This is a genomic window from Crossiella sp. CA198 (assembly GCF_052078295.1).
Lineage (GTDB): Bacteria > Actinomycetota > Actinomycetes > Mycobacteriales > Pseudonocardiaceae > Crossiella.
On record NZ_JBQJIM010000011.1, the window covers coordinates 297,049 to 308,563 of the forward strand.

Sequence of the window (11,515 nt, forward strand, 5' to 3'; positions counted from 1 at the left end):
ATCTGACCATGCACGGCGACTTCTCACGGGTCACCTTCCACGGGGCCAAGCACTACACGGCCGTTCTCGCCCAGCAGGGCCGAGTCACCCTGGACGCCGACCTCAACGAACAAACCACCATCGTCCAGCGGCAGCTACGCGAACTCCTGACTGACCTGCTCGGTCCGCACGGCGGCCCGGAGGACAACTGCGGCTTCGCCATCAGCTTCCCCCTGGATCCTGCCAGGCAGCCCCGGCACGACGACCTGACCATCGGCCCCGGCCGCTACTACGTCAACGGCCTGCCCGCCACCAGCCCCGGCAGCACCTTCTGGACCCAGCCGGACGCCTACCTCGACCAGGTCGCCGACCGCACCACACTGCCGGACCCGCCCTACCTGGTCTACCTGGACGCGCGGGAACGCCTGGTCACCGCCATCCAGGACCCGGCTCTGCGCGAGGTGGCCCTGGGCGATCTCGCGCCGGACACCAGCGTGCGCAGCAGGCTGAGCTGGCAGGTGCACGCCGTCCGCGAACTCCGGGCGGGCAGCACCGTCATCCCACTCACCGACGTCACCGGCACCCCCCAGGAGATCGCCAAGAAGCTCGAGGATAAGTGGACGGCCTGGCAGAGCGCCCGCGCCGACCGCCCGGTCGGTTTACGCGCCAGGGCCCAGCGGCCTGCCGACGCGCACGAGAACCCGTGCACCGCCGACCCGGAATCGCGGTACCGGGGTCTGGAGAACCAGCTCTACCGGGTCGAGATCCACCGCGGTGGCCTCGCCGGACCCGACCTGCCCGCCACCTTCAAGTGGTCCAGGGAGAACGGCTCGGTCACCTTCCCGATCGCCCGCGCCGCGGGCAACCGGGTCCAGCTGACCCGGCCGGGCCGCGACCACAAACTGGCCCTGGACATCGGCGACTGGGTGGAGGTCATCGACGACGCCTACGCCGCCCGCAACACCCCGGCCCCACTGCTGCGGATCATCGCGGTCGACCCGGACCGCCAGGGCCTGACCCTCTCCGGCCAGCTCACCACCACCGGCCTCAACCAGGCCCGGCACCCCTACCTGCGCCGCTGGGACCAGCGCCCCGCCGAACCCCCGGCCACCGACCCCCTCACCCCCGCCCCGCCCAAACCCCACCGCGCCACCGACAACGCGATCACCCTGGTGGAGAAGACCTGGATCGCCCTGGAGGACGGCGTCGAGATCGAGTTCACCGAGGGCGGCCGGTACGAATCCGGGGACTACTGGCTGATCCCGGCTCGGGCGATCACCGGCGATGTCGAGTGGCCGGAGGAAGGCCGCCAGCCGGTGGCCCAGCGCCCGCACGGCCCGGAACACCACCTGGCGCCGCTGGCCTTCGTCGCGCCGGACCACACCATCCACAACACCCGCAGGCGCTTCACCGCCGGGGCCACCCCGTTCCCGCTCGACGCCCCCGAGAAGGCGACCCGCCGCCCCCGAACCTGACCCACCCCAACGAGTTGGGCCAACTGGTACGCCAAGTTGGCCCAAGTGGGCGTACCAGTTGGGCCAAGTGGGTGGGCTGGGGGGTCAGTTGCCGATCGAGCGGACCAGGCCGCCGTCGACGAGGAGGTCCTGGCCGTTGACGTAGCTCGCGGCCGGTGAGGCCAGGAAGGCCACTGCCTCGGCGACCTCCTCGGCGCGGCCGAAGCGGCGGGCCACCGTCTCGCTGCGCAGCACCGCGGAGATCGCCGGGCCGAGGCTGACCTCGTTGAGCATGTCGGTGTTGATGTAGCCGGGGCTGACCGAGTTGACCCGGATCTGCCGCTCGGCCAGATCAGCGGCCAGCGTCCGGGCCAGGTTGTGCACCGCGGCCTTGGTGGCGCTGTACAGGCTGGTCTCCGGCTTGCCGCGGTGCACGGACGCCGCGCAGTTGAGCACGATCGAGCCGCCGTTGCGGAACAGCGGCAACGCCTTCTGGATGGTGAAGAACACGCCCTTGAAGTTGACATCGACCACGCAGTCGAAGTCCTCCTCGGTGAACTCCTCGGTCCGCTTGAACACCCCGGTGCCCGCGTTGGCGAAAAGCACGTCCACCCCGCGGAACTGGGTGCGGACCTGCGCCATCAGCGCGTCCAGATCCGGCAGCACAGCCGAGTCGGCGCGGATCGCCAGCACCCGGTCCACACCGCCCAGGTGCCGCCGGGCCGCGGCCAGCCGCTCCTCGCTGCGGCCGGTGACCACCACCCTGGCACCCTCGCGCACCAGCAACTCGGCCGTGGCCAGCCCGATTCCACTGGTGCCGCCGGTGATCAGCGCGACCTTGCCCGCGAAACGTCCCCGCTCATCGGTGCCCACCAGGCAAGCATATCGATCTCTTGAAACCGCGCATGACCGCCGTCACATCAGGTTGACCTCCAGCTATCTGGAGGTAGTTCTGTGGTGATCACAACCTGACGGCTTCAAGGGAAGAGACGCACCCATGGCTCAGTACGTGCTGCCGGAGCTGGACTACGACTACTCCGCGCTCGCGCCGGCGATCAGCGGCGAGATCAACGAGCTGCACCACAGCAAGCACCACGCGGCCTACGTCAAGGGCACCAACGACACCCTGGACAAGATCGCCGAGGCCCGGGACAAGGGCGACTTCGGCTCGATCGTCGGCCTGGAGCACACCCTGGCCTTCAACCTGGCCGGACACGCCATGCACGTGGTGTGGTGGAAGATCCTCTCGCCCAACGGCGGGGACAAGCCCACCGGCGAACTCGCCGCCGCGATCGACGAGGAGTTCGGCTCCTTCGACAAGCTGCGCGCCCAGCTCAACGCCGTCTCCACCACCATCCAGGGCTCCGGCTGGGGCGTGCTCGCCTGGGACCCGATCGGCCAGCGGCTGATCACCCAGCAGCTCAAGGACCACCACTCCAACCTCTCGATCGCCACCACCCCCCTGGTGGTCTTCGACGTGTGGGAGCACGCCTACTACCTGCAGTACCGCAACGTGAAGGCCGACTACATCAACGCCCTGTGGAACATCGTGAACTGGGCCGAGGTCGGCAAGCGCTTCGAGGACGCCCGCGCGGGCCGCAACGGCCTGCTGCTGCCCTGAGCACAGGGTGACCCGGGCGCGACCCCCAAGTGCGCGCCCGGGTCACCACCGGCTCACGCGGCCAGTTCGGCCACGGCGGCGGCCACTCGGGCCACCTCGTCCTGGGTGTTGTAGTAGTGCGGCGACAACCGCAGCGCCCAGTCGACCTGCTTGTCGGCGAAGTCGAACTGGGCCAGCTCGCGGAAGCTCAGCGCCGAGTTGATCCCGCGCTGGTCCAGGGCCGTCTTGAACGCGGCCGAGTCCCAGCCGGCGATCGCGAAGGTGACCATCGCGGACAACCGCGGCCCGCGATCCAGCACCCGCACTCCCGGCACCTCGGCCAGCCGGGCCCGCAGGTCCGCGCCGAGCGCGGGGGAGTAGCGCGCCACCTCGGCCATGCCGACCCTCAGCGCGTACCGGGCCGCCGCCGCGCAGCCCAGCAGCGTCGAGTACGGGAACTCCCACTCCTCGAACCGCGCCGCCGAGGCCACCGGCTGGTACCGGCCCGGCTCCACCCAGCGGGCGCCGTACATGTCGATGAACAGCGGCTCGTAGCCCTCGCGCAGCACCCGGTCGGAGACGTAGAGGAACCCGGAGCCACGTGGCCCGCGCAGGTACTTCCGGCAGGTCGAGGACAGCAGATCGCAGCCGATCTCCTCGACGTCGATCTCGAACTGGCCGACCGTCTGGCAGGCGTCCACCAGGTACAGTAACCCCAGCTCCCGGCAGTGCCGCCCGATCTCGGCGATCGGCTGCACCAGGCCGGAGTTGGTCGGCACGTGCGTCACCGCGACCAGGCGCGGCCGCCGGGTGCGCATCAGCGCCACCATCGCCTCGACGTCCACGCCGGTGCCGTCGGCGTGATCCGGGGCGTGCACCACCTCGACGCCGAATCGCTTGCGCAGGGCCAGGAATGCGATCTGGTTGGAGATGAAGTCGTTGCGGGTGGTCAGGATGACCTCACCGCGCTCGAACGGGATCGCGGACAGCGCCTTGGTGTAGGCGTGGGTAGCGCTACCGGCGAACGCGATGTTCTCCGGTTTGCAGTTGATCAGCTCGGCGAGCGCGGCGTAGAAGTCCCGCACCTGCTCGGCCTGGTCCGCCGACGCCTCGTAACCGCCGATCCGCGCTTCCAGGTCCAGGTGTTCCTGCATGGCTGCCAGGACCGGCCGGGCCAGCAGTCCGCAGCCCGCGTTGTTGAAGTGGACGACAGACTCGCAGCCCGGGGTGTCCGCGCGTAGCGCTGCCAGATCCAGGGCGATAGCGCTATCGTTGTCTCTCATGTCCGAGAGTAGCACTGTCGACTGGCTGGCCGCCCGGTTGCGTACCGAGATCGCCGGGCTCGCACCAGGGGATCGCCTGCCCAGCAGCCGGGACCTGGTGCAGCGGCTCGGGGTCAGCCCGGTGAGCGTGAGCCGGGCGGTAGCGCTACTGGCCGCCGAGGGCGCGGTGGTCACCCGGCCCGGCACCGGCACCTTTGTCGCACCCCGTCGCGTCGCGCCGGTGCGCGGCGACACTTCCTGGCAGACCGTGGTGCTGCCCAGTCGCCCGGCCGATCCGCTCACCGCCACCGACCTGCTCAGCGCACCGCCGGACGGCACGATCACCATGGCTGGCGGCTATCTGCACCAGTCCCTGCAACCCACCCGCGCCCTGGCCGCCGCGCTGACCCGCGCCGCCCGCCGCCCCGACGCCTGGGACCGCGCGCCGTCCAACGGCCTGGCCCCGCTGCGCACCCTGTTCGCCCGGATGGCCGGTGGCGATCTCGGCCCGGACGACGTGCTGATCACCGGCGGCGGTCAGGGCGCCCTGGCGATGGCCTGCCGCGCGCTGGCGACGCCGGGCAGTCCGGTGCTGGTGGAATCCCCGACCTACCAGGGCGCGCTCGCCGCGGCCCGCGCCGCCGGACTCACTCCGGTCCCGGTTCCCCTGGACGCCGACGGCATCCGCCCCGATCTGCTCGCCGAGGCCTTGCGTGGCACCGGCGCCCGGCTGATCTACCTCCAGCCCGGCTGCCACAACCCCACCGGCGCGATCCTCTCCGCCGAACGTCGCCGCCAGGTCCTGGAACTGGCCCGCGCGGCCAGGGCCTTCGTCATCGAGGACGATTTCGCCCGCCACCTCGGCCACGGCCCGCCACCTCCGCCGCCGCTGGTCGCCGAGGACCTGGACGGCACCGTGGTCTACCTGACCTCGCTGACCAAACCCGCCGCGCCGAGTCTGCGGGTCGGCGCGCTGATCGCCCGCGGCCCGGCCCTGGCCAGGCTGCGCGCCACCCGCCTGGTGGACGATTTCTTCCTGGCCCGCCCACTCCAGGAAGCTGCCCTGGACCTGCTCAGCAACCCGGCCTGGGACCGGCACCGCCGTGCCTTGTCCGCCGCGCTCAAGGACCGCTGCGCCACCCTGGCCACCGCCCTGGCCCACGAAGCTCCACAGTGGACAGTGCGGGTCCCGGTCGGCGGCCTGCACCTGTGGCTGCGTCTGGACACCGAGGAGACCGCCATCGTCAACACCGCCAGAGCCCAGGGCGTCACCGTGGTCTGCGGCCGCGGTCACTTCGCCGCCGAGCCACCGGCCCCGCACCTGCGGCTGAGTTTCGCGGCAGCGGCCGACCTCGCCGAACTCACCGAAGCCGCCCGCCGACTCGGCCGGGCGGCGACAGACTGACGGCCCCCGGCACAGGAACCGGGGGCCGTCAGCAGAACGCGGGACTCAGTCGGAGAAGGTCAGGTCCGCCACCGCGATCGCGCCCTTGGGTGTCTTGTTGAACGCCAGGTACACACTGTCCACACGGGACAGATCAACGCCGGTGAACGCGCTCAACGGCACCCGCACCTGGTGGAACAGGAAGTGCGGGATGACATCCGCGGCGCCCGGCGGCACGTGCGGGTAGTCCAGGTGCTTGCCGAACTGCGCCACCGGCACCGAGGCCTTGCCGCCCGCCCGGTCGGTGACCACGACCTGGAGGTCCTGGGCCACCCCCGCCGGGTTGGCCGGGTCGGTGAAGTCCACCGCGGCCCGGAACCGCACCGCGGCGAACTTGCGGATGTCCTGGTGCGCCACCGGAATCGTGTTGCTCAGGGTGTCCGAGATGTGACCCCACGCGAGTCGTTGCGCGGACACACCCAGGGTGCCGTAGCCGCGATGTGGTTCGCGTTGCCGGTTGGCCTGCTTGGTGTTGAGGCAGGAGGCGTCCGTTGTGGACGGTGTGCCGCCGCACAGTTTTGTGGTCAGCGTGCCGCCCAGCACCACCTGGCCGCCCAGCTGGTTCACCTGGTGCGAATCCGCGGCGGCGAACCGGTTCACGTCCAGCCGCCGGTTGTTCACACTCGGCGAGTGGTAGCTGACCAGCACGGTGGCACCGATCGAGGCCGGGGTGGCGACCTCGCCGCGCCACAGCGGCGCGAACGCCGACTCGCCACCGAGGTAGTGCCGGAAGAAGCTGCCCAGATAGCCGTTGCCCGCGTCGCGCTGCTTCTCCTCGGACAGCCGGGTGGACTGCGAGGGGTGGCACTGCGAACTGGTGTTGGAGGAACGCCAATCGTCCCAGGCCCCGGCCAGCCCGCTGCTGGGTGTCCAGTTGGTGTTGAAGTAGTTGTGGTTGGCGCCGATCACGGTGAAGATCGAATGCACGCCGATGTCGTTGGCGTCGGTGTAGCGGGCGTCGTCGTAGTAGTGCACGCCCTGCAGGTCGGACAGGTCGCCGTCACAGGTCGGGATCAGCGTGCCCACCGGCAGGTTCAGCGGGATCCGCCGGTGGAAGTCGGTCGGGGCCAGCGGCAGGATCGCCTTGATCGCGTACGGCGCAGGCCGCTGCGAGTTCAGCTCCACCGCGCGCACGATGCCCTCACCGCCGCGCGAGTGCCCCATCAGCCCGACCTTGCCGAAGTCGAAGGAGCGCACCGATTCCTGGGGGATCGGCGCACCGGCCTGGTCCCGCCAGTCCCGCCACAGGTCCAGGTGCTTGAGGGTCAGGTGCCCGCGAGCGACCATGCCGTACTGCGCGTCGGAGTTGTCCGCCGCGTTGATTCCGTTGGCGCTGATGGAGATCACCGCGTAGCCGTGGCTGGCCAGGGAGCGGGCGGCGTAGGCGTAGCCGAGGTGGCTGGGGATCGGCAGCCTGCCGTCCGTGCACGGCCAGGCCAGCGAGGGATTGCCGCCGGCAGGCGCGGACATGCAGGTGGAATGCCGCCCGTGCAGGAACACCACCAGCGGATACGGGCCCTTGGCCGCGTCTTTGGGGTAGTAGACCTGCCCGGCCAGTTCCACCGGCTTGGCGAACCCGGGCGGGGTGTAGGCGGTGTCGCCCAGGTTGTAGGGCGCCTCGCTCACCTCGTGCGAGCCGTTCACCAAGGGATCCGGCACATCGGCTGGCGCGGCCTGGGCGGTGCCGGTGACGAGCAGGGTGGCGGCCAGCGGGGCGAGCAGGGCCGCGGCGAGCAGACGCCTCATCGCGGGCCTCCCAGGGTGAGTGCGCCGACGGTGACCGGCGCTTCGTGGCCGTACTGGTAGGACACCGTGGCGCCCTGTTTCAGTTCGATGTCGGCGGGCAGCGCGACCTTGGCCGCGTCCAGGTGCTCCGCGAGCAGACCGCGGCCGAGCGGCTTGCCGTCCAGCAGCACCACGTAGTCCAGCGCGCCGACCTGGAAGGAACCGGACACGGTCAGCCTGCGCACCGGCTTGGCCCGCTCGGCGACCGCGACCTCGTCGACCAGGAGGCCCTTGCCGTGGGCGAGCACCTTGCCGGCAGGCGCGGTCTGCACCGAGGCCGCGACCGGGGCCTCCGGAGCGGGCGGCAGCGGGTCGCCTGCTCCGGCGCCCGGTGCGACGGGCGCGTGCGGGATGGGCTGGGCCGCGCCGGTCTCATCCGCGGATGGTGACTGTGCGTACAACGTGGTCACCGTCACAATCGTGGCGGCGAAAGCCGCCAACACCGCCACCCGGGTGAACCAGGTGGTTCGAGTTCTTCTGGGCAAAAGAGGTCTCCCGCCGGTACTGGAACGCTTATCCGGTGGCTCAGGGGAGCCGGGATCTCACGGACCGTACGAAACGGGCAAACTCCCTGGTAGGGGCCGATTTGCGGGAGTTGACCCGACCGAAGGCGGTTCTTGTTCGAGATTTCAGTTCGACTTGACATGTGCACCGCGAAAGCGGGCCGCACGTTGGTAGGGTGCGCACCTACTTTCCGTGATTTCAATTTTCTCCAGCCCGGGGTGCTTCCGTTCCGGCGAGTTTGGCTCCACCGTTGTCATATGCGGGGAGGTAACTCTGGGGTCAGCACCCTCGTCCGGCCGCCGCGGCCGGCGGAGGCACGCTGGATTCCCGTCTGGCCGGCGTACGCGGCCGCGATCTGGGTGGTCACCTACGTGGTGTGGGTGTTCCTGGACATCGCCGGCCACGTGCTCAGCGGCGACTACATCGCCGACCCGATGCTGGCCGCGGTGCTGGCCGATTCGGTGCTGCGCGCGGTCTCCGGCATCCTGATCCTGGCCACCGTCCGGTCCTGGCGCTTCACCGTGCCGGACGGGCTGATGTTGCTGCTGGCCTGGGCCGCGGCCGGGGGCAGCCTGGCCTTCCCGCTGTACAAGACGGCCCGGTTCGCGCTGGCCGCCAACTACCTGGCCGACCCGTGGCCCGCGCCCTACCTGACCACCGCCCTGGTGGGACTGTCGATGGGCGCCCTGCTATTCGTGACCGCCGCGGTCTCGTTTCTCAATCGCAGCAACGCGCCGCGCCGGTGGGCGATCCTGGGGTTGTTCCTCGGATTCTTTGTCATGTATCTGCCGGTGTCGCATTGGTGACAGTGAATTAGGTTGCCCTAACGCGGCTGCACGGCGGCGTAAAACTGCCTGGCCAGGTCAGTCGCCCGCCCCCGGCACTGCTCGCCACGCGGCGGATCATTCCGGCCGGAGACGTAGAACACGGTCAGCACCGCGTTCTCGTCCAGGACCTCCAGCCGGCAGCCGATCTTGCTGCTGTCGGGATCCAGCCAGCGGGCCTCCGCCCCGGGTCCGCTCGCCTGCTCATCACGCGGCGTGGCGTTCCGGGCGAAATCGTCCTTGGCGCGCTTGCTGCCAGGCTGGGGCCCGGTGGCGTTCTCCGAGGACTCCCAGACCCGGATGCTGAGGTCTGCCCAGGACTGATCGCCGTTCGCGCCCCGGAAGGTGCAGCTGCGATCGGGCGAGTTGCCCCCGGTCGAGTCCTCCTTGCGCTCACCGCGCGGCAGCCCGCGCACCGCCTCCTGGAGCGCCACGCAGCCGGGCAGCCGCGCGAAGGTGTACTTGAGCGCCGCCGGGACCGGTGTGGCCGACGTGGTGGCCGAGCTGAGCGTCGGGGTCGGGGTCGGCGAACCGCCGGGGCCGACGCAGCCGCTGAGGAGCGTCGTCGCCGCGGCCACCAGGCCGAGGACCGGCCGGGTCCAGTCGCGGTGGGAGTTGTGGCCCATGGCTCCTTCTCGGTGGGTGCGGGTCAGCCCTCGATGGCCTGCGGCCAGGCCTTGTCGGGCAGCGCGGTGTCGGTCATCAGGCTCATGATGTCCCTGACCTTGGCCATCGCCGCGACGAACCGCTCGACGATGCCCACCATGTTGTTCAGCACGCCGGTGACGAGCTGGCCGATCGCGCCCGCGAGCTTGTCCACGGCGAACGGGATCTCGACCACCGTGGCCGCCTCGATCGCGACCGCGACCAGCTCACCCAGGAAGTTGGTGGCGATCTCGGCGAGCTTGGTCATGTACTGGATGTTGTACATGGCGATGTCCATCAGCCACTTGCTGACGCTGTCGGACTTGGTCGAGTAGGCCTTGATCGCCTCGTTCTGCTCGTCCCGCTTGATCTGGTACTTCTCCGCCGCGTCGCCCTTCCACTGGATCGTCAGGTCGGTCTTGCGCTGGGAGAGCCCGTTCACCGGGCCCTGGACCTTCTCCACCCAGTTGAAGGACTGGACGATCAGCGACACCACGGGTGTGTGGTGCGCGAGTGCGGTCTGGACCAGCTGGCGCACCTTGGCCAGGTGTTCCCGGATCTCGTCCATCGCGGGCTTGATGAGCAGCATCGCCGGACCGAGCAGGAACCGCCAGTCGTTGATGTTGTCGACCGCCTCGTTGTACTTCTTGCCGCAGTCGTTCACCTTGGTCTCAAGGCCGTGGAAGTGATTGTTGAACTCGTTGACCATGTCGGCGGAAACGGACATGCTGATCACCAGACCCTAGGCCTTGTAGAACTTGCCGATGTCGATCTCGTTGACGCTCTCGGTGCGGTCGTACTCCTCGGCGATCCGCCGCAGCGCGACATCGATCTGGTTGAACTCGGTGACCGCGCCCTGGAGCACCTTCTCCATGAAGTCGCGGAACTCCGCGTACTGCTTGGCCTGGATCTGGGCGTTGGCGATCCCGGGGAAGATGGCGAGGTCGCCAACGAAGAACGAGGTCCAGCCCAGGTAGGTCTCCTTGACGGCTTGCACGATCGGCTGGGTCTGGTCCGCCTTCTGCTGCCAGAGCTTGGCCTCGCTGCGCAGCGATTCGGTGACCACCTTGTAGTTGTCGGTCATCCTCAGTCCTCGTCCTTCAACACGTTGAACTCCGAGAAGTACTCGTCATCGGCCTGGTTGGCGCTGCCGCGCGTCGCCCGCTCCGGGGTCGGCCGGGCCTGTCCCGCCACGCCGAGGCCTGCCCGCACGAACAGTTGCAGCGCGTCCTCGCCCAGCACCTCCTCGGACGGGTTGTCCAGGGCGTGCGGGTCGCCGTTGAGCGCCATCGGGCCGCCGCCGCGCATGCGCAGCGTGAGGTAGCCCAGCGGGCTGCGGACCTCGTGGAACTCCGCGGGCGGGGCCTGCTGCCCGCGGCGGATCTCGTCGTACCGCGCGTTGATGGCCTCGCGCCGGGCCCGGGTCCTGGACAGGAACTCATCCACGGACAGCTCCGCCGTGTCCAGGAGGCCGGCATCCGGGGCCGGGGTGTGCGGCGGGGTCCGCGGCCGGTGAGCCAGCTCCACGGCGAGCGCCCGCTGGAGCGCGGTCACATAGGTGTTGTAGAGCGCGGCGGGGAAGGCCTCCGGGCGGATGTGGTCGGTCCACCTGGGCCGGATCCGGACCTTCGTGACCTTCGCGGACTTGTTGACCGTGACGATGACGAACCCGCTCGGGTCGCGGGCCTCGTAGGTGTCCGCGGGCTGCAGCTCCACGCCACCCGGATGGGTGAGTTCAGCAAGCCGGGCCCGCATCCGCGGCTCATCGGGCACGTTCAGTGTGGCCAGCTCAACCTCGTCAAGCGCCATGACACCACCCCCTGAACTCCTGGCTGCGCATCGGCCGACCCTAGCCGGAGCGGGCGAACGTCGCCGGATGCGGCGCTAACGCCAATGCCGCGTAGTTAGGGTTTGGGGTCTGTTGTCAAGCCTGCTGCTGTCAGCACGATCACGGTGATCTCTGCTCGATGGTTGGTGCGGTCGATGTCGCCTTTCGCGCGGTGTTTGGAGATCGCTCG

Annotated in this window: 12 protein-coding genes; 4 read left to right on the forward strand and 8 right to left on the reverse strand. The window is 69.8% G+C overall.

What is annotated here, in order from left to right; genetic code table 11:
* Positions 1–8: 8 nt before the first annotated feature.
* On the forward strand, positions 9–1,454 hold the full coding sequence (locus ACTOWY_RS20575; RefSeq protein WP_441311260.1) for a DUF6519 domain-containing protein: 1,446 nt from the start codon (positions 9–11) through the stop codon (positions 1,452–1,454).
* An 84-nt stretch (positions 1,455–1,538) separates the two neighbouring features.
* Here the strand turns inward: ACTOWY_RS20575 and ACTOWY_RS20580 are convergent, their stop codons facing one another.
* The gene (locus ACTOWY_RS20580; RefSeq protein WP_441311261.1) at positions 1,539–2,306 is read right to left on the reverse strand and encodes an SDR family oxidoreductase; all 768 of its coding nucleotides are present in this window, start codon (positions 2,304–2,306) and stop codon (positions 1,539–1,541) included.
* Between the two features lie 124 nt (positions 2,307–2,430).
* Here ACTOWY_RS20580 and ACTOWY_RS20585 point away from each other — a divergent pair, with 124 nt between their 5' ends.
* Complete coding sequence (locus ACTOWY_RS20585; RefSeq protein ID WP_441311262.1) at positions 2,431–3,054, forward strand: superoxide dismutase; 624 nt, start codon at positions 2,431–2,433, stop codon at positions 3,052–3,054.
* A 53-nt stretch (positions 3,055–3,107) separates the two neighbouring features.
* Here ACTOWY_RS20585 and ACTOWY_RS20590 read toward each other — a convergent pair whose 3' ends face one another.
* Complete coding sequence (locus ACTOWY_RS20590; RefSeq protein ID WP_441311263.1) at positions 3,108–4,316, reverse strand: aminotransferase class V-fold PLP-dependent enzyme; 1,209 nt, start codon at positions 4,314–4,316, stop codon at positions 3,108–3,110.
* Between ACTOWY_RS20590 and ACTOWY_RS20595 the strand changes: the two genes are divergently transcribed.
* Positions 4,315–5,700, forward strand: coding sequence for an aminotransferase-like domain-containing protein (locus ACTOWY_RS20595; protein WP_441311264.1), 1,386 nt, complete (start codon positions 4,315–4,317; stop codon positions 5,698–5,700). The two genes, ACTOWY_RS20590 and ACTOWY_RS20595, sit on opposite strands and share 2 nt — an antisense overlap.
* A 45-nt stretch (positions 5,701–5,745) precedes the next feature.
* Here ACTOWY_RS20595 and ACTOWY_RS20600 read toward each other — a convergent pair whose 3' ends face one another.
* Both ACTOWY_RS20600 and ACTOWY_RS20605 read right to left on the reverse strand, forming a co-directional pair.
* Positions 5,746–7,485, reverse strand: coding sequence for a hypothetical protein (locus ACTOWY_RS20600; protein WP_441311265.1), 1,740 nt, complete (start codon positions 7,483–7,485; stop codon positions 5,746–5,748).
* Positions 7,482–7,934: a hypothetical protein gene (locus ACTOWY_RS20605; RefSeq protein ID WP_441311266.1), complete on the reverse strand. Its 453-nt coding sequence runs from the start codon at positions 7,932–7,934 to the stop codon at positions 7,482–7,484. Before ACTOWY_RS20605 ends, ACTOWY_RS20600 begins: the two co-directional genes overlap by 4 nt.
* Before the next feature lie 351 nt (positions 7,935–8,285).
* On the opposite strand from ACTOWY_RS20605, the gene ACTOWY_RS20610 reads away from it, so the two are divergent.
* Entirely contained in the window at positions 8,286–8,834 is a 549-nt protein-coding gene (locus tag ACTOWY_RS20610; RefSeq protein WP_441311267.1) for a hypothetical protein, read from the forward strand.
* Between the two features lie 17 nt (positions 8,835–8,851).
* On the opposite strand, the gene ACTOWY_RS20615 is transcribed toward ACTOWY_RS20610, so the two are convergent.
* The 4 genes from ACTOWY_RS20615 to ACTOWY_RS20630 are packed head-to-tail and all read right to left on the reverse strand — an operon-like array spanning position 8,852 to position 11,306.
* Positions 8,852–9,478 carry a hypothetical protein gene (locus ACTOWY_RS20615; RefSeq protein ID WP_441311268.1) on the reverse strand — a complete coding sequence of 209 codons (627 nt, stop codon included), beginning with the start codon at positions 9,476–9,478 and terminating at the stop codon, positions 8,852–8,854.
* Between the two features lie 23 nt (positions 9,479–9,501).
* Entirely contained in the window at positions 9,502–10,224 is a 723-nt protein-coding gene (locus tag ACTOWY_RS20620) for a hypothetical protein (protein WP_441311269.1), read from the reverse strand.
* 15 nt (positions 10,225–10,239) lie between these two features.
* Positions 10,240–10,581, reverse strand: a complete 342-nt coding sequence (locus ACTOWY_RS20625) for a hypothetical protein (RefSeq protein ID WP_441311270.1) — start codon at positions 10,579–10,581, stop codon at positions 10,240–10,242.
* A 2-nt stretch (positions 10,582–10,583) separates the two neighbouring features.
* Complete coding sequence (locus ACTOWY_RS20630; protein ID WP_441311271.1) at positions 10,584–11,306, reverse strand: hypothetical protein; 723 nt, start codon at positions 11,304–11,306, stop codon at positions 10,584–10,586.
* Between the last annotated feature and the right edge of the window lie 209 nt (positions 11,307–11,515).

Bases quoted from the DNA above. Each gene is read 5' to 3' on its own strand.
- ACTOWY_RS20595 (WP_441311264.1), top strand. From the start codon at position 4,315: ATGTCCGAGAGTAGCACTGTCGACTGGCTGGCCGCCCGGTTGCGTACC.
- ACTOWY_RS20600 (WP_441311265.1), bottom strand. From the start codon at position 7,485: ATGAGGCGTCTGCTCGCCGCGGCCCTGCTCGCCCCGCTGGCCGCCACC.
- ACTOWY_RS20615 (WP_441311268.1), bottom strand. From the start codon at position 9,478: ATGGGCCACAACTCCCACCGCGACTGGACCCGGCCGGTCCTCGGCCTG.
- ACTOWY_RS20630 (WP_441311271.1), bottom strand. From the start codon at position 11,306: ATGGCGCTTGACGAGGTTGAGCTGGCCACACTGAACGTGCCCGATGAG.
- ACTOWY_RS20575 (WP_441311260.1), top strand. From the start codon at position 9: ATGCACGGCGACTTCTCACGGGTCACCTTCCACGGGGCCAAGCACTAC.
- ACTOWY_RS20585 (WP_441311262.1), top strand. From the start codon at position 2,431: ATGGCTCAGTACGTGCTGCCGGAGCTGGACTACGACTACTCCGCGCTC.
- ACTOWY_RS20625 (WP_441311270.1), bottom strand. From the start codon at position 10,581: ATGACCGACAACTACAAGGTGGTCACCGAATCGCTGCGCAGCGAGGCC.
- ACTOWY_RS20620 (WP_441311269.1), bottom strand. From the start codon at position 10,224: ATGTCCGTTTCCGCCGACATGGTCAACGAGTTCAACAATCACTTCCAC.
- ACTOWY_RS20610 (WP_441311267.1), top strand. From the start codon at position 8,286: ATGCGGGGAGGTAACTCTGGGGTCAGCACCCTCGTCCGGCCGCCGCGG.
- ACTOWY_RS20590 (WP_441311263.1), bottom strand. From the start codon at position 4,316: ATGAGAGACAACGATAGCGCTATCGCCCTGGATCTGGCAGCGCTACGC.